This is a genomic window from Enterobacter chengduensis, assembly GCF_001984825.2.
Lineage (GTDB): Bacteria > Pseudomonadota > Gammaproteobacteria > Enterobacterales > Enterobacteriaceae > Enterobacter > Enterobacter chengduensis.
Window position 1 is genome coordinate 2,214,857 of the sequence record NZ_CP043318.1, and the last position, 16,848, is coordinate 2,231,704.

Annotated in this window: 18 protein-coding genes; 7 read left to right on the forward strand and 11 right to left on the reverse strand. The window is 56.9% G+C overall.

Annotation, left to right across the window (positions count from 1 at the left end):
• Positions 1 to 94: 94 nt before the first annotated feature.
• Positions 95 to 1,294: a purine nucleoside transporter PunC gene (gene punC / locus FY206_RS10920; RefSeq protein WP_032639976.1), complete on the reverse strand. Its 1,200-nt coding sequence runs from the start codon at positions 1,292 to 1,294 to the stop codon at positions 95 to 97.
• A 114-nt stretch (positions 1,295 to 1,408) separates the two neighbouring features.
• Between punC and punR the strand changes: the two genes are divergently transcribed.
• Positions 1,409 to 2,320, forward strand: a complete 912-nt coding sequence (punR, locus tag FY206_RS10925; protein ID WP_032639979.1) for a DNA-binding transcriptional activator PunR — start codon at positions 1,409 to 1,411, stop codon at positions 2,318 to 2,320.
• A gap of 17 nt (positions 2,321 to 2,337) precedes the next feature.
• Here punR and purR read toward each other — a convergent pair whose 3' ends face one another.
• Positions 2,338 to 3,363, reverse strand: coding sequence for an HTH-type transcriptional repressor PurR (gene purR, locus FY206_RS10930; RefSeq protein WP_014883552.1), 1,026 nt, complete (start codon positions 3,361 to 3,363; stop codon positions 2,338 to 2,340).
• 297 nt (positions 3,364 to 3,660) lie between these two features.
• Here purR and cydH point away from each other — a divergent pair, with 297 nt between their 5' ends.
• Both cydH and FY206_RS10940 read left to right on the forward strand, forming a co-directional pair.
• The gene (cydH, locus tag FY206_RS10935; protein ID WP_008500596.1) at positions 3,661 to 3,750 is read left to right on the forward strand and encodes a cytochrome bd-I oxidase subunit CydH; all 90 of its coding nucleotides are present in this window, start codon (positions 3,661 to 3,663) and stop codon (positions 3,748 to 3,750) included.
• Positions 3,751 to 3,912: 162 nt separating this feature from the next.
• Complete coding sequence (locus tag FY206_RS10940) at positions 3,913 to 5,079, forward strand: MFS transporter (RefSeq protein ID WP_032639982.1); 1,167 nt, start codon at positions 3,913 to 3,915, stop codon at positions 5,077 to 5,079.
• 38 nt (positions 5,080 to 5,117) lie between these two features.
• Here FY206_RS10940 and sodB read toward each other — a convergent pair whose 3' ends face one another.
• Together sodB and FY206_RS10950 are read right to left on the reverse strand one after the other, a co-directional pair.
• On the reverse strand, positions 5,118 to 5,699 hold the full coding sequence (gene sodB / locus FY206_RS10945) for a superoxide dismutase [Fe] (RefSeq protein WP_032639984.1): 582 nt from the start codon (positions 5,697 to 5,699) through the stop codon (positions 5,118 to 5,120).
• A gap of 122 nt (positions 5,700 to 5,821) precedes the next feature.
• On the reverse strand, positions 5,822 to 6,595 hold the full coding sequence (locus FY206_RS10950) for a C40 family peptidase (RefSeq protein WP_032639985.1): 774 nt from the start codon (positions 6,593 to 6,595) through the stop codon (positions 5,822 to 5,824).
• A 338-nt stretch (positions 6,596 to 6,933) separates the two neighbouring features.
• On the opposite strand from FY206_RS10950, the gene grxD reads away from it, so the two are divergent.
• Positions 6,934 to 7,281: a monothiol glutaredoxin 4 gene (gene grxD, locus FY206_RS10955; RefSeq protein ID WP_003832760.1), complete on the forward strand. Its 348-nt coding sequence runs from the start codon at positions 6,934 to 6,936 to the stop codon at positions 7,279 to 7,281.
• A gap of 75 nt (positions 7,282 to 7,356) precedes the next feature.
• On the opposite strand, the gene rnt is transcribed toward grxD, so the two are convergent.
• From rnt to eptA, 5 genes are all read right to left on the reverse strand, one after another.
• Positions 7,357 to 8,016, reverse strand: coding sequence for a ribonuclease T (gene rnt / locus FY206_RS10960; RefSeq protein ID WP_032639987.1), 660 nt, complete (start codon positions 8,014 to 8,016; stop codon positions 7,357 to 7,359).
• 96 nt (positions 8,017 to 8,112) lie between these two features.
• Positions 8,113 to 8,520, reverse strand: a complete 408-nt coding sequence (gene gloA, locus FY206_RS10965; RefSeq protein ID WP_032639989.1) for a lactoylglutathione lyase — start codon at positions 8,518 to 8,520, stop codon at positions 8,113 to 8,115.
• A 100-nt stretch (positions 8,521 to 8,620) separates the two neighbouring features.
• Positions 8,621 to 9,718 carry an alkene reductase gene (gene nemA / locus FY206_RS10970; protein WP_032639991.1) on the reverse strand — a complete coding sequence of 366 codons (1,098 nt, stop codon included), beginning with the start codon at positions 9,716 to 9,718 and terminating at the stop codon, positions 8,621 to 8,623.
• Positions 9,719 to 9,771: 53 nt separating this feature from the next.
• A complete protein-coding gene (locus FY206_RS10975; protein ID WP_032639993.1) occupies positions 9,772 to 10,371 on the reverse strand; it encodes a TetR/AcrR family transcriptional regulator in 600 nt (199 codons plus the stop codon).
• A gap of 41 nt (positions 10,372 to 10,412) precedes the next feature.
• Positions 10,413 to 12,038 (reverse strand): phosphoethanolamine transferase EptA, encoded by a 1,626-nt coding sequence (gene eptA, locus FY206_RS10980; protein WP_032639994.1) that lies wholly within the window; start codon positions 12,036 to 12,038, stop codon positions 10,413 to 10,415.
• Between the two features lie 149 nt (positions 12,039 to 12,187).
• Here eptA and FY206_RS10985 point away from each other — a divergent pair, with 149 nt between their 5' ends.
• From FY206_RS10985 to sodC, 3 genes are all read left to right on the forward strand, one after another.
• On the forward strand, positions 12,188 to 12,427 hold the full coding sequence (locus FY206_RS10985; protein WP_032639995.1) for a DUF1289 domain-containing protein: 240 nt from the start codon (positions 12,188 to 12,190) through the stop codon (positions 12,425 to 12,427).
• Positions 12,428 to 12,475: 48 nt separating this feature from the next.
• The gene (locus FY206_RS10990) at positions 12,476 to 13,372 is read left to right on the forward strand and encodes an aldo/keto reductase (protein ID WP_032638255.1); all 897 of its coding nucleotides are present in this window, start codon (positions 12,476 to 12,478) and stop codon (positions 13,370 to 13,372) included.
• An 83-nt stretch (positions 13,373 to 13,455) separates the two neighbouring features.
• A complete protein-coding gene (sodC, locus tag FY206_RS10995; protein ID WP_032639999.1) occupies positions 13,456 to 13,974 on the forward strand; it encodes a superoxide dismutase [Cu-Zn] SodC in 519 nt (172 codons plus the stop codon).
• On the opposite strand, the gene FY206_RS11000 is transcribed toward sodC, so the two are convergent.
• On the reverse strand, positions 13,953 to 15,986 hold the full coding sequence (locus FY206_RS11000; RefSeq protein WP_077064091.1) for an FUSC family protein: 2,034 nt from the start codon (positions 15,984 to 15,986) through the stop codon (positions 13,953 to 13,955). The two genes, sodC and FY206_RS11000, sit on opposite strands and share 22 nt — an antisense overlap.
• Positions 15,986 to 16,846: an efflux RND transporter periplasmic adaptor subunit gene (locus tag FY206_RS11005; RefSeq protein ID WP_032642558.1), complete on the reverse strand. Its 861-nt coding sequence runs from the start codon at positions 16,844 to 16,846 to the stop codon at positions 15,986 to 15,988. Before FY206_RS11005 ends, FY206_RS11000 begins: the two co-directional genes overlap by 1 nt.
• Positions 16,847 to 16,848: the final 2 nt, after the last annotated feature.

The window sequence follows — 16,848 nt, forward strand, 5'->3', positions numbered from 1 at the left end:
CGAACCAAATTTAGTATAGGCCTCAAAATTTGGTGATTCAATAGAAAATTGTTAGCAACCTAATCACTGAAATGTAACATGATTTCAGGCGCAATCAGGCATGCGAGGTTTCCGCCTGCGACCGCGCATTTTGCTCGCGATGCGCAGCCGACTGCATGCGATAGCCCATCGCCGCCAGCGCAACGGTGACCAGCATCACGCTGGTGGTGGTCAGCAGCGGCGTTGCAATAAGCGCGGAGACCACCAGGCTTGCCAGGAAGCACAGACCCAGCTGCAGGGTATTTTGCAGCGCGGCCGCGCGGCCTGTCGCCTGCGGGAACGGACGTAACGCCTGTGCCACCACGATGGGGTAAATCGCCCCGTTCGCCACGGCCATCACGCAGAAGGGGATCAAAATTTCAGCCAGACCTGCGCCCGGAACAAACCCGACGGCCCAGGTGCCGATGACGCTCAGCGCATAGAGCACCAGCAGCCATGGCAGCATCTGCTGACCTTCCCATTTTTGCAGCGCCGCGCGGCAGCCGTACCCGCCTACCAGGAACGCGATGGTCTGCGGAACATAGCTCAGACCGATGGCCGCCGGGCTGTAGCCCATATCGTGCAGAATAAACGGCGAGCCGGTGAGCCACGCGAAGAAGCTGGCCGAACAGGCGGCATAGATCAGGACATTCCCGCGATACGCTTTCGCGCTCAGCAGGGAGGTGAAGGTGATCGGCTTCGCGTCGGCGTGCGCCTCTTTTTTATGCGCGGGCTTGAGGCCGAACGCCGGCAGCATCAGCACCAGGGTGATGGCAAACAGCGTGGCAAAGATCGCCTGCCAGTCGAAATGCGCGAGGATCCAGCTGCCCAGCAGGGGAGCGAGGGCAGGGGAAAGTCCCACCAGCGGCATAATCGTCGCGAAAATACGGTTTGTACGGTTAGCCGGATAGTAGTCGGTGACCAGCGCCTGCCAGGTCACCGCCGCGGCACAGACGCCCACGGCCTGAATGAAGCGCAGCACCAGCAGCCAGGTAGCGTCACGCACCCACAGCATCCCCAGGCAGCCGACGGCAAAAATGGCCAGACCCAGCAGCAGGACCGGTTTACGGCCAAAGCGATCCGAGAGCGGTCCCCACAGCAGCTGGGCGAAAGCAAAACCGGCGAGGAATAAGCTCAGGCTGGCGCTGATGGCCGCAGCAGGGGTTTGCAGATCTTCCTGCATCGCGGCAAACGCCGGCAGGTACATGTCGGTGGCCAAAAAGCCCAGCACGCTTAAGCCGCCGAGCCAGACTAAAAATCCTTTCCTGGGTTGCATTCTTCTATTCTCCTGAGGAGGCAGGTGTACGTTGGCGCAGAGTGTAGGGAGTGCAAAGCGGCTTGTGAAACGCTAATATTTGGCGGGTGCATTCAAATTTTTTGCAGGCAGAAAATGTGGTCAGATTATTCTCTTGAAGTGGTCGATGCTGTCGCGCGCAACGGCAGCTTTAGCGGTGCGGCGCAGGAGCTGCACCGCGTCCCTTCGGCAATCAGCTACACGGTGCGTCAGCTGGAGGAGTGGCTGGCGGTTCCGCTGTTTGAACGGCGGCATCGCGACGTGGAATTGACGCCCGCAGGCGCGTGGTTTTTGAAGGAAGGGCGTTCTGTTATCAAAAAAATGCAGATCACCCGCGAGCAGTGCCAGCAGATCGCCAACGGCTGGCGGGGACATCTCTCCATCGCGGTGGATAACATCGTGAAGCCCGAGCGCACCCGGCAAATGATCGTCGATTTCTATCGCCATTTTTCTGACGTCGAGCTGCGGGTCTCCCAGGAGGTGTTCAACGGCGTATGGGACGCGCTGGCGGACGGCAGGGTGGAGATGGCGATTGGCGCCACGCAGGCGATCCCGGTCGGGGGACGTTACGCCTTCCGCGATATGGGGATGCTGAGCTGGAAATGCGTGGTGGCACGCGATCACCCGCTGGCGGCGATGGAAGGGCCACTGAGCGACGATACGTTGCGCAACTGGCCGTCGCTGGTGCTGGAGGATACCTCCCGTTCATTGCCCAAGCGTATCACCTGGCTGCTGGACAACCAGCGGCGGGTGGTGGCGCCTGACTGGGAATCGTCGGCGACGTGCCTCAGCGCCGGGCTGTGCGTCGCGATGGTGCCCGTTCATTTTGCGCGTCCGCGCATCGATACCGGAGAGTGGGTGGCGCTGACGCTTGAGAATCCGTTCCCGGATGCGGCATGTTGCCTGACCTGGCAGCAAAATGATGTCTCGCCAGCGATGGCCTGGCTGCTGGATTATCTGGGCGACAGCGAAACGCTAAACCGGGAATGGTTACGGGAGCCAGCATAGCTGGCCCCGTAAAGGGATTAGCGACGGTAGTCGCGGAACGGACCATCCGCAACGGAACGGCGTTCAATCAGGCGCGGGTGGACCTCAATGGACTGCGACTCTTCACGTTTGTTGACGATCCTGTCGAGCAGCATGTTGAAGGCCGTTTCACCCAGCGAATCTTTCGGCTGGTGAATGGTGGTCAGCGCCGGGGTAAAGAAGCGCGCGTTACGCACGTTATCATACCCGATCACGGAAATATCCTGCGGCACGCGCAGACCCAGCTCGTCGGCCGCACAGAGCGCGCCCATGGCCATGATGTCGCCCCCGCAGAAAACGGCGGTCGGACGGTGCTGCTGGGAGACAATCTGCTGCATCGCGCGGTAGCCTGACTCCGGCTCAAAGTCGCCCTGCACGATCCAGTTTTCCGGCACGGTAATCAGCGCTTCTTCCATCGCTTTCATAAAGCCGGCCAGACGGCCCGCGCCGGTGTTGCGCTCCAGCGGACCCGGGATCACGCCAATCTCGCGGTGGCCGCGTTCGATCAGATAACGGCCCGCCATATAGCCGCCTTCAAAGGCGTTGTCGATCACGGAGTCGGTGAAGTCCGCGCGCGCTTCACCCCAGTCCATCACTACCATCGGGATATGGCGATACTCTTCGAGCATCGACAGCACGGATTCCGGGTACTCGGAACACATCACCAGCAGGCCATCCACGCGCTTTTGCGCCATCATCGACAGGTAGGCGCGCTGTTTTTCAATGCTGTTCCACGCGTTGCCCAGAATCAGGGTATAGCCTTTCTGGAAGCAGTTTTTTTCTACCGCTTCAATGATCTCGGCAAAATAGGCCGCTTCACTGCTGGTCGCCAGCAAACCAATGGACTTGGTGTGATTAACCTTGAGGCTGCGCGCAACCGCACTTGGCGAATAGTGCAGCTCTTTGATCGCTGCCCAGACGGCGTTGCGCGTCTCTTCCGCCACAAAGCGGGTTTTGTTAATTACATGTGATACGGTTGTAGTGGAAACGTTTGCGCGTTTTGCTACGTCTTTAATTGTTGCCATTAAATGTCACTCCAGACCATATCCTAAACTCCTGAAAAACTTGAAGGTAAACGTTTGCCTTCTCTCACCCTTATCTCGCAATGTTGAATTGCGGCACGCCGGGAAAACGACACGGGACGTCAGGAGGGGGTCAATGGCCGGTACGCTAATAAATTTAGCGTGGAATTTTGTCCTATCTTGATGAAAAGGGGAAGAGGTAAAGTGGTTATCAGTATAAATCCAGGAAGATTTTTGACGTAATCTGTGCAAAAATGAGCAAGCTCACTTTTCGTGGGGGGATTAAAAGGAGAAAAATTGATGAGTTCCGATCTGAAGTTTTCGCTGTTCACCACCGTTGTTGTGCTGGCTCTGATTGTCGCGGCGGGTCTGACGGCTGCGCTGCACTGATTTACGCGGGGGGAGAGCCTTCTCCTCCCAGTTTCCCGGATTGTTACTTCTCAGGCAAAAATTTTTTGCCATTTTGTTAACTTCTCATTTTTTGTGATTGATGTCATGCTTTCTGCTTCTTTGTTCTGTGTTACCACATGACACGGCATCCGGAGTTGACGCATGAAAATCAATTTTCCCCTGCTGGCCCTGGCGATTGGCGCTTTTGGGATTGGCACCACTGAATTCTCCCCGATGGGGCTACTGCCCGTTATCGCCCGGGGCGTAGACGTTTCGATCCCTGCTGCCGGGATGTTGATCAGCGCCTACGCTATCGGCGTGATGGTAGGAGCGCCGCTGATGACGCTTCTCCTTTCGCACCGCGCGCGCCGCAATGCGCTGATATTCCTGATGGCCATCTTCACCCTGGGTAACGTGCTTTCGGCCATTTCGCCGGACTACACCACGCTGATGCTGTCACGCATTCTGACCAGCCTTAACCACGGCGCGTTCTTTGGGCTGGGGTCGGTCGTTGCTGCCAGCGTGGTGCCTAAACATAAGCAGGCGAGTGCCGTAGCAACCATGTTTATGGGCTTGACCATCGCGAACATCGGCGGGGTGCCTGCGGCAACCTGGCTGGGCGAGGTCATTGGCTGGCGGATGTCCTTCCTGGCGACGGCCGGACTGGGCGTGGTCGCGATGGTGGCGCTGTTCTTCTCCCTGCCGAAAGGCAGCGCGGGAGAACGTCCTGACGTGCGCAGAGAGCTGTCGGTGCTGATGCGCCCGCAGGTGCTCTCCGCGCTGCTCACCACCGTGCTGGGAGCAGGGGCGATGTTTACCCTCTACACCTATATTTCACCGGTATTGCATGACATCACCCGCGCAACGCCTCTTTTTGTTACCGCGATGCTCGTGCTGATTGGCGTGGGCTTCTCGATCGGCAACTACCTCGGTGGGAAATTTGCCGACCGTTCCGTGAGCGGGACGCTGAAGGGTTTCTTAACCCTGCTGATTGTCATCATGATCGCAATTCCCTGGCTGGCGCGGAATGAAGTCGGCGCCGCGATCGCGATGGTTGTCTGGGGCGCAGCCACCTTTGCCGTGGTGCCGCCGCTGCAGATGCGCGTAATGCGCGTTGCGCATGAAGCGCCGGGGCTCTCGTCGTCGGTCAACATCGGTGCCTTTAACCTGGGCAATGCGCTCGGGGCGGCGGCCGGTGGGGCCGTGATTTCAGGAGGGCTGGGATACAGCTTTGTGCCGGTGATGGGGGCGATCGTTGCCGCGCTCGGCCTGCTGCTGGTGATGACGTCGGGTCGTAAACAGCCCGAAGCAGCCTGCGCTGCGGATTAAGCCAAAAACGCAGAAGGGCGAACCCTTCTGCGTGTCTCTTACGCGGCGAAGTTCTTCGCCACAAACTCCCAGTTAACCAGTGCCCAGAAGTGCTCCAGGTAGTTAGGGCGCGCGTTGCGGTAATCAATGTAGTAAGCGTGTTCCCATACGTCCACGGTCATCAGCGGCTTCGCGCTGGTGGTCAGCGGGGTGCCCGCGTTTGAGGTGGACACGATAGCCAGTTTGCCATCCGCCTCTTTAACCAGCCACGTCCAGCCAGAGCCGAAGTTCTTGATGGCGGCATCGGTGAACTTCGCTTTGAAGTCCGCGAAGCTGCCAAAGGCGGCGTTGATGGCGGTAGAAAGCTCACCGGCAGGTTCGCCGCCGGCATTTGGCGCCAGGCAGTGCCAGTAGAAGGTGTGGTTCCACACCTGAGCCGCGTTGTTAAATACGCCACCCTCTGAGCTGCGGACGATCTCTTCCAGCGTTTTGCCTTCAAAATCGGTGCCCTTGATCAGGTTGTTCAGGTTGGTGACGTACGTCTGGTGATGCTTGCCGTAGTGATATTCCAGGGTTTCCGCAGAAATGTGCGGGGCCAGGGCGTCTTTTGCATACGGTAGTGCAGGTAATTCGAACGACATTGCTTCTCTCCTTATTGTATTTTGCGTTGCCAATAACCACACAGACAACGTGGACAGGATAGCAAATTGAAAGGGTATGCAAAAGAGGAACTTACCCTGCCACGGATGTGGCAGGGCAGGGGTTAGCGAATGGTTTTCGGCGTCATCACGCGGCGCGCGCCGACGTAGTGGCGTACCCAGTAGTCTTCGCTGAGAGAGGTGATCTGAATATCCTGGCCGCTACGTGGAGACTGGATGAATTTCCCGTTGCCGACGTAGACGCCGACGTGGTCAGCCGTGCCGCGGCCCTGGGTGCGGAAGAAGACCAGGTCGCCGTTTTCCAGCTCGCCGCGGTCAACCGGTGAGGCATCGCGCAGGTGGTACATTTCGTTGGCGGTACGCGGAATGCGGAACTTAACCAGATCCTTATAGGCGTAATAGACGAGGCCGCTGCAGTCAAAGCCGGTACGCGGCGAGCTGCCACCCCAGTGATAAGGTTTGCCAATCTGCCCCATCAGCTTGTTCATTGCTGTTTTTTGCGCTTTCTGCACGCGCACCTTATGCACTTCCGCTATTTTGGTGACCTTCGTACATTTCGCCTTGTGGCCCTTACGCGCGGTGCATTTTTCAGTCACGAGGTTAGCGGCGGTTTGCGAAGCTTTACTTTTGGCGGAGTGGGCAGTGCGGGAAGGCTTGGTTTTCGTCTTGCTGGAAGCGGTCTGTTTGGTTTGAGCCGGTGTTTTTTTCTTGTCGTTCTTAGCGGTGGTTTTTTTCTTACGTTCTGTAGCTTTCGCCAGATGGTTTTTTTGTACGGCAGAATGCCGCGCCTGCTGAGAGGCGTTTGCCACTGGCGTGAAGGTGAGTGAAGTAAACAGTAAAGCACAGAGCGTGATCGAGATTTTATTTATCCGCGCCACTGGGCAGTCCCCTGATAAATGCAGGTCATCAATAACACCCGCGTATGATTTACAAAGCCCGTCGATTCTAATCTATAAAAAGCCAGAAAGTTAATAGCATTTTTCAAACTACAATCGTGTTTCGTTAGCAAGTGCAAAAAAAATCATCATTCTGTCGCACATTTGCCCACTCCCTAAGCAAAACCCGCACTGCGGCCGGAGTAAACACCATTTGCAATGCAACTTTGCGTGACTCAGGGTAAAATATATAAACGTGACAAAAATGTTATTTTCCGATGCCAGTCTGAACCGCTACAATGTCAGACGAATGCCGTTACAGAAGTTAAAGGAAGCAAGACATGAGCACCACTATTGAAAAAATCCAGCGCCAGATCGCTGAAAACCCGATTCTGCTGTATATGAAAGGTTCTCCGAAGCTGCCAAGCTGCGGCTTCTCCGCGCAAGCGGTTCAGGCGCTGTCAGCCTGTGGTGAGCGTTTTGCTTACGTTGATATCCTGCAGAACCCGGACATCCGCGCTGAGCTGCCTAAGTACGCTAACTGGCCGACGTTCCCACAGCTGTGGGTTGACGGTGAACTGGTTGGCGGCTGCGATATCCTGATTGAAATGTATCAGCGCGGCGAACTGCAGCAGCTGATCAAAGAGACGGCGGCGAAGTACAAAACCGAAGAGCCGGACGCAGAGTAATTTTCTGCGCAAATAAAAAAGCGACCCGCTATGTGGTCGCTTTTTTTTTGTCGGGTGGCGCTGCGCTTACCCGACCTACACGTCATCGGTAGCGTCAGCACCCGTTGCCAGCGGCCAGCCGCCCAGACGCTTCCAGCGGTTGACGATCTCACAGAACAGCTCTGCGGTACGCTCCGTGTCATACAGCGCGGAGTGCGCCTGCGTACCGTCAAATTCAATGCCTGCCGTAATACAGGCCTTTGACAACACCGTTTGTCCCAGCGCCAGACCGCTCAGCGCCGCGGTGTCGAAGGTCACAAAAGGGTGGAAGGGGTTGCGTTTGAGCGAGGCGCGCTCGGCTGCGGCCATGGTAAAGGTGTGATCGAAGGTGGCGTTATGGGCCACCATGATGGCGCGGCTGCAGTTCGTCTCTTTCATACCTTTACGCACCATTTTAAAAATGGCGTGCAGCGCATCATATTCACTGACCGCACCGCGCAGCGGGTTATGCGGATCGATACCGTTAAACGCCAGCGCTTCCGGCTGCAGGTTTGCCCCTTCGAAGGGTTCAACGTGGAAATGCAGCGTGGTGTCCGGGATAAGCCAGCCCTGTTCATCCATCTTCAGCGTGATGGCGGCAATTTCGAGCAGCGCATCGGTTTTAGCGTTAAATCCAGCTGTTTCTACATCAATGACAACGGGATAAAAACCACGAAAACGGTCGCACAGACCGCTAAATTGAGCGTTATCGGACATCAGGGTCTCTTACATGGGGAAAAAAGCAGAGCGCATTATGGCAAATTTTGGCGGGCGATGCAGTAAAACTACGGGCGCAGGCTGCGCCCTGAGGGATCAGTTGCCCAGACCGCGACCGGCGTCTTTGGCTTCAATCAGCTCGATTTTGTAACCGTCCGGATCTTCCACGAACGCAATCACGGTGGTGCCGCCTTTAACCGGACCCGCTTCACGAGTGACGTTACCGCCGTTGCTGCGGATGCGTTCGCACGCGTCGGCCGCGTTGTCCACTTCCAGCGCGATATGGCCGTAGGCGGTGCCCAGCTCATAGCTGTCTACGCCCCAGTTGTAGGTCAGCTCGATCACCGCTTCATCCGTTTCCGGGCCGTAACCCACGAACGCCAGCGAGTATTTGTATTCCGGGTTTTCGCTGGTGCGCAGCAGCTTCATGCCCAGGACGTTAGTGTAGAAATCAATAGAACGTTGCAGGTCGCCAACGCGCAGCATGGTGTGAAGTAGGCGCATAATTTCCTCATTAACCAATGAAATAGACTGTCATTTTGAACAGAAACGATGTTTGAGTATAGCGGCGAAGTATCGCCGCTATCAATGAACAACGGAGAGATTAGAGAGAAGGGTAGTCGGTGTAACCTTCCGCGCCGCCGCCGTAGAAGCTTTCCGGACGCTGCGGGTTCAGCGCCGCTTTTTTCTGCAGACGGGCAACGAGATCCGGGTTGGCAATGTAGTCGCGGCCAAACGCGACGGCATCGATCAGCCCTTTATTAATCAGGTCTTCGGCTTTCTCTGGCGTATAGGCACCCGCACCGATGATCACCCCGTGGAAGCGCTCGCGCACTTTCTGGCGGAAGGCTTCAGTGTAAGGCTTGCCGCCGGCCCAGTCCGGCTCGGACATGTGCAGGTAAGCAATGCCGCGTTTCGCCAGCTCTTCGATCAGGTACAGCGCATCGGCCTCTTCGTTCGGACCGTTGTCGACGTTCTGGAAAGAGCCGATAGGCGAGACGCGGATACCGATACGGTCCGGGCTCCACTCCTGGCATACGGCATCAACCACTTCCAGCACCAGGCGGGCGCGGTTTTCGACGCTGCCGCCGTACCGATCGGTGCGGTGGTTAGACGAAGGTGACAGGAACTGATGCAGCAGGTAGCCGTGCGCGGAGTGCAGCTCAATCAGGTCAAAACCGGCTTCGCGGGCGTTGGCTACGGCCTGGCGGAAGTCGTTCACGATCCCCGGGATTTCATCCAGCTCAAGCGCGCGCGGCATAGAGGTATCTACGCGGATCGCATTGCCGTTTTCATCGCGCAGGGAGGTGCGGGTATTGGCGCTCAGGGCCGAAGCGGAAACCGGCGCCTGACCGCCAGGCTGAATGCTGCTGTGAGAGATACGACCTGTGTGCCACAGCTGGACGGCAATGCGCCCCTCTTCAGCATGGACGCCCGCGGTGATTTTCTGCCATGCGGCGATCTGTTCCGGGCTGTGAAGTCCCGGTGCGCCCGCATAACCCTTAGCCTGAGCGGAAATCTGCGTGGCTTCGGTGATAATCAGGCCAGAGCTTGCGCGCTGACGATAGTATTCACCCATCAGTGGGGTTGGGATGTCGCCCGGCTCAATGCTGCGCAGGCGGGTAAGCGGTGCCATGAACACGCGGTTTGGCGCCGTGACGGCACCCACTTTCAATGGGGTAAATAATTTTTCAGCTGACATAAAGACTCCTGAGTAGACCAGTCGACTAGTAATGAGATAAATAAAAACGCCTGCTATACGCCAGGCGCAGTAATCGTACTTTTCACATGCGCCAGCGCGCTTTCCAGCGGAACGGCACTGCGAGAAATTTTTGCCTGCAGGTTAGCGCCGAGCCAGAGCGCATATAACACCTGCGCCTGGGTTAACGGCTCGCCGGAAAAGGCCAGCGTTTTTTCATCGCGGCCTTTCTCCAGCGCCTGGGCCAGCAGGGCGATAACGCCGCTGGCACCTTTATCCATCGCCGTGCGCATATCTTCAGAAAGATCGCACACTTCTGCAGAGAGTTTAACGGTCAGGCAACCGCTGATAATGCCCTGCTGACAGAACTGGTTCAGCGTTTCCTGATAGTAGTTCAGAACGCGATCCCGGTAGTTCCCTTCACCCGACGCAAAGTGGGTCGCCAGCCGCTGGTGATAGCCAGCATAATGACGCTCCAGCATCGCCACGCCGAAGGCCTCTTTGGACCGAAAGTAGTGATAAAACGACCCCTTCGGTACCTCAGCGGTTTTTAATAACTCGCTCAACCCCATACCGGTAAATCCGCGATGCATGCAAAGCTGCTCGCCGGTTGCCAGGAGATGTTCGCGGGTATCGTGTTCAATGTTTCTGCTCATGGCCGCACTCTAATAGACCGTTCGGTCTAATGCAAGCGTGATTACTGACGACATGCGCTCAGTATATCCAGCTGCGGCTGATAAACCGTTGATTTCACGTCCATCATACCCAAAACGGTGGAGAACAAATTGTCCTGGGAAACCGCATTTTTTGCTGCATGGTCACGCAAACACCGTTCGTTGATGCCAAAGTTTTTCGCGTAGTCCTGGGACAGCCAGAACATAAACGGAATATGCGTTTGTTGCTCCGGTGCCAGCATGTACGGCGTGCCGTGCAGATAAATACCGCTTTCCCCCAGTGATTCACCGTGATCGGAGAGATAAATCAGCGCGGTGTTCATGCTTGCCTGGCGCGCTTTCAGCGCATCAATGGTTTTACTGACCATGCTGTCGGTATACAGGATGGTGTTGTCATAGGTGTTCATCAGCGCCTGATGGTCGCAATCCTGAATTTCATTGGTGTCGCAGGTTGGGGTGAACTTACGGAAATTATCCGGGTAACGGCGATAGTACGCCGGGCCGTGGCTTCCCATCAGGTGGATGACCAGCACCGTATCTTGCTTCACGCCATCCAGCACGTTGTCCAGACGGTAGAAGTTCACATCGTCAATACAGGATTTATCTTTGCAGAACTGATCCAGATTCCACTGCGTCATGTCGGTATGCGGCACGCGGTCACAGGCGCCTTTACAGCCGCCGTCGTTGTCGCGCCACAGCAGGTTGACACCCGCATGCTTGAGGACGTCAAGTAGCCCTTCCCGATGGTGAGCCAGGTCGGCATCGTATTTGCTGCGCGTCATGCCGGAGAACATGCAGGGAACGGAAACCGCGGTTTCAGTCCCGCACGACGAGGCCTGCGGGAAGTTAATCACGTCCTGCTTTTTCAGCTCCGGGTTGGTTTCACGCCCGTAACCATTCAGGGAGTAGTTTGCCGCGCGAGAGGCTTCGCCGACGACAAGCACCAGAACGGTTTTCTTCTGTTGACCGGTAATCAGCGGCCCTTTATGGGCATCTTCACCAATGCGCACCAGCGTTTGATCGCCGGCAAACCAGCGCATTTTGCTGTACTTCACCACGGCGCTAACATAGTTCGCCGGGGTCACCATTTTGACGATGCTTTTGTTATTGCGGAACAGCGACGCGTAATCTTTATAGAACAGGGCGGCAATCAGGATTATCACCAGCAGAGCGCCAAGCATCGCGGCGACGCGCGTCAGCAGCGCGTACCACCATTTTCCGGTACGAATTCGGGTGAGCGCCAGCACCACGGACGGCACCAGGCCAGCAACGGCAATCCACAGAATCATCTGCGGGGTCACCAGGGCGGTCGCTTCCTGAGAGTTGGTTTCGAACACGTTCACAATCATGTTCTGATCGATAACCGCGCCGTAGGTGTACATAAAATACGTCGCCGCGGCGCAGCCGACGGTCAGGACGATCAGCAGCGGCTTACGGATATACGGAATATTAAGCAGGCTAAAAACAATTACCCAGCCGCAGAACAGGACCAGCGGTACGGACGCGGCAAAGAGGAAATCGTGAAGGTGAACAGGGGCGATAATGGCCCAGCTGCGCTGGATAAACAGCCCATTAATTAGCGTAAAGAAGAAAGCACAGCCCAGGGTAAATTTTATGTCGTTACATTGTAACTTTTTGATAAACCACATCGATCGGTAAACCTGTTATTTTGATGATGGGCAGAGTATAGAGAGGGAAGATTAGTGAAACCTTAATGCCACAAATCTGTGGTAATGGCCTTGCATGCGGGGCGTTTAACGTCTTCACTGTAGGTGAGAGTGGCTATCTGGAGGTGAGTGTGGCAGAGCAGCTGGAGTTTTTCCCTATCCAGAGCCCGTGCCGGGGTATTTGTCAGGTGGATGAACGCGGATATTGCCGCGGGTGCATGCGTACCCGTGATGAACGCTTTAACTGGCAAAACTTCAGCGACACGCAAAAGCAGGAGGTATTACGCCTCTGCCGACAGCGTCGTTTGCGCAAATTACGCGCAAACAAAGCTGGTGAGGCCGAAGAACCCCAGCAACCTTCACTTTTTTAACACGGTAATTGCGTATACTCATGACATCACGTCCTTGAGGAAAATGTTATGGTTCAGCGAATTACCCTTGCCCCCCAGGGGCCAGAATTCTCCCGTTTTGTAATGGGCTACTGGCGCCTGATGGACTGGAATATGTCCCCCCTCCAGCTGGCGAGCTTTATTGAAGAGCATCTCGACTTAGGCATCACCACGGTCGATCATGCGGATATTTATGGCGGCTATCAGTGTGAAGCCGCCTTCGGCGAGGCGCTCAAGCTGGTGCCGGCGCTCCGCGACAGGATGGAAATCGTCACCAAGTGTGGTATTGCCACCACGGCAAAACCCGAGCACGCCCTCGGTCATTACATCACCGACAGCGCGCATATCATTAAGAGCGCCGAGCAGTCGCTGGTCAATCTGGCGACCGATCGTATCGACCTGCTGTTAATCCACCGTCCTGACCCGCTGATGGATGCCGATGAGGTGGCGGAAGCCTTCCTGAACCTGCATCAGAGCGGGAAAGTCCGTCATTTCGGCGTGTCTAACTTTACCCCGGCGCAGTTTGCGCTGCTTCAGTCACGTCTGCCGTTTACCCTGGCCACGAATCAGGTTGAGATCTCCCCGGTACATCAGCCGCTGCTGCTGGACGGTACGCTCGACCAGCTGCAGCAGCTGCGCATTCGACCAATGGCCTGGTCGTGCCTCGGGGGCGGACGCCTGTTTAATGATGACGAATTCCAGCCGCTGCGCAACGAGCTGGAAACCATCGCCCGTGAACTGAACGCCGAGAGCATCGAGCAGGTGGTTTACGCGTGGATCCTGCGCCTGCCGTCAAAACCGCTGCCCATTATCGGTTCCGGTAAAATTGAACGCGTGCGTTCTGCACTGGCCGCCGAAGAACTGCAGATGACCCGCCAGCAGTGGTTCCGCATCCGCAAGGCCGCGCTCGGTTACGACGTACCATAAACCGTCATCATAAGGTGACTTTCCGGTGAAATCTTTGCCCCTGGTATACACTTAAGGGGCAAAAAATAACCCGTGGAGGTCATATGAAGCGTTTTATTCTGGCAACGATCGCGCTGGCTGTTTGCGCAGGGGCGCAGGCAGCCAGCGACGAAGTGGAAATGAATCTCGTCACCTCTCAGGGGGTCGGCCAGTCCATCGGAACGGTGAAAATTACGGAAACCGATAAAGGACTGGAGTTCGCCCCCCATCTTAAAGCACTCCCGCCCGGTGAGCATGGTTTCCATGTTCACGCCAAAGGCAGCTGTCAGCCCGCGTTAAAAGAGGGTAAAGCGTCGGCGGCGGAAGCGGCAGGAGGGCATCTGGATCCCCAGCACACCGGCAAGCATGAGGGCCCGGACGGAATGGGGCATCTGGGCGATCTGCCCGTACTGGTGGTCAATAACGACGGGAAAGCCACCGATCCCGTCGTCGCGCCGCGTCTGAAAAAGCTGGATGAGGTCAAAGGTAAAGCGCTGATGATTCATGTCGGTGGCGACAATATGTCCGACCAGCCTAAACCGCTTGGCGGCGGCGGGGCACGTTATGCCTGCGGCGTCATCTGATCCCCGATCGTACCCGGCGGTGGGGCCTGCTCCAGCTGAGACAGCGAGCAGTGCAGCCGCCAGATTATCGAGGCTAAATCACGCGCAGCGGGGAGATGATGCCGTGGAAGGGTATCGCAGATCCGCTGCAGTTCATTCAGCGTGGTTGCCAGCGGCCGCTGCTGGACACCGCGTTCGCTCATCACATCGCGCAGCAGGGATATACACACGTCACGAACCTGGGACAGCGGATCGGACCGCGTTTCCCATGCGCGAAGCTGCCAGACCACGTGCGAACAGTTCAGTAGCACCACCCCCCAGCGCAGCAGCCAGCGTCGGGACAGGGCGTCCTGGCTGTTATTCAGCTGGCTGACGTGGTGATACACCAGCGATTCATACTCGTTTTCACCCATATGCGGTTTACGGCTCAGCTGGTCGACAAATCCCCTGCGTAACTCCCGAATATGCCTGCGGCTTTTCCGCGCATCAGAGCCGGGACGCAGCACCGCGAAAGCCAGCCACGCCAGCCCCACGCCGAGGATCTTCGCCAGGTTGTCGTTGAGAAAATCGGCATAATCATAAACCGGCGGATTCGTCACCGAGATAAACGAGCCCATAAAGACAATCAGCTGTCCCCAGAGTCCTGCGAGCTTTGGCATTTGCAGCTTCAGAAGCTGCATGGTAGTCAACAGGGGAAACAGAAACAGCAGGAACTGCCACAGATCGCTTATCTGCACCATCAGGCCAAACTTCACCACAAAACTGAACAGCGAGAGCAGAACCAGCGTGCGCAGCAGGAGCGTAAGCGAGTTGAACGGCGAGGCCGCGACGGAATAAAGCACGCAGCTGATGGCGGCAAGCGTCAGCGCCGCCGTACCGGAGTCCCACTGCGTGGTGATGCTCCACGCGCCAACCAGCGTCAGGGCGCAAAAGGTACGAAAACCGCTCCACATCGCTTCCAGATAGTCGGTGTGCCGCGCGAGTGCCGGGCTGCCGGGGACGTTAAACTCCGTTATCGGACTCGCATTCTCGATCGCGTTAATCCAGCGGCTGCTGCGCAGGTATAACCGACAAAAGTAATTCAGGCGCTGCCAGAAGGCGCGATGACGGTAGTCGTACTCATCAACCGGGGCGAGCGGGGCAATGATCCTGGCAACGGTGTAGATATCCGCATCCGGGCGGGCAAGCGCCGCGAGCAGCGCGTCAATCACGGCGCGGGTGTTTTTGGGCGGCGTCGGCCAGCTGAGCAGCATCCGACGCAGGCTTGAGATGGCGCTGGTCATGCGGAGCTGCTGGTGCAGCAGGTAGTTAAGCAGCGTGTTCTGACGGCGAAAACGGTAATGACTCCAGAACGCCTGAATGCGCAGCAGATTCGTGGTCAGGATCTGCCCGATAACCCTTTCATGCGCGAGGCGGATGTCGTCGTTGGTGTCCGGCTGCCACAGCAGGCTCGCATGTTCCAGCAGCCGGGTATGCATGGTTTTAAGCGCGGTAATCAGCGCCGTGCCGTCAGAGGTGCTGGGCAGGATCATCATCATAAACCCGCCGCTCAGGATACCGACAATCACTTCGCAGACGCGCGCTTGGGCAATGTCCCACAGCTCGGTGGTGTCGAGGACGTTGACCACCGGGAAGGCAATAATGGCGGCGGTATAGCCCGCCAGCTGGAAAGCATAGGCGACGTTATTGGTAAAATGGGCGCAGGCCCAGGTACAGCAGCCCAGCCATGCCGCCATGCTCAGCAAGAACATCCACGGATCGTTTAGCGTGTGGCCCGCGATAATTAACGCCGCGGTGGCACCCAGCAGGCTTCCCGCGATACGCCCAAGGCTTTTGCTGATCACCCCACCCACGGTGGGGAAGCTCACGACCGCCGCTGAGGTCAACGCCCAGTAAGGTTGGTCGAGATTCAGATAATAGGCGACCGTCAGAGCAAGGCACATCGCAATGCCGTTACGCAGCGCGTAGCGCCACTGGGGGCGCGTCGCTTTCATCCACGGCGTGTTTTGCCAGGAGGGCAGCTGAAGCTTCATTAACGGGTTCCGATTGAGACGGTACAGGTGGTGCCGGACACCAGCGTGATATCCTCGGGTAAACGATCGAACTCCACGCGAACAGGAACGCGCTGGGCCAGGCGCACCCACGGCACGTTCGGCTTGATGTCCGGCACCAGCCCGGAATCCGTTTCTACGCTTTGATCGTAAATGGCGCGACCGACACTGGAAACGTGACCCTGTAACGTTTGCGAGCCGCTGTAAAGCGTTATCGCGGCAGGCGAGCCCTGATGAATATGGCGCAGTTTTGTCTCTTCAAAGTAGCCCACGACGTAGAAAGAATGGCTGTCGACGAGGGCAAAAACCGGCTGGCCGGTGGTGGCATAGTTCCCCACCCTGGCGGAGAGATTGGTCACCCATCCATCGACAGGTGCCGTAACCACGGTTTGGGTCAGCTGCCACTGCGCCTGCTTCAGGGTCGCCTCCGCCACGTTGACGTTAGCCTGCATGGCCTTGACGTTGATATTCGCGGTATCTAAATCTTCCGCTGAAATATAGTTTTGCGACAGGTGGCGGCGGCGGTTGGCCTCGTTGTTGGCCTTTGCGAGGTCAGACTGGGCCTTCGCCAGCTGCGCCTGAGCGTTCAAAAGGGCAATGTGGTAAGGAGTGTCGTCGATTCGGAATAAAACCTCTCCCTTTTTGACGAACTGGTTATCTTTAACCAACAGCGCCGTAATACTTCCCGACACCTGAGGGGTTATGCTGACCTGTTCAGCGCGGACTTTTCCGTCACGCGTCCAGGGCGACTGCATATAAAAATTCCACATCCACCAGCCCGCAACCAGCGCGAGGGCAAGGACAAACAGGGTGGAAAAATACTTTAGCGTTTTCATGGATATAG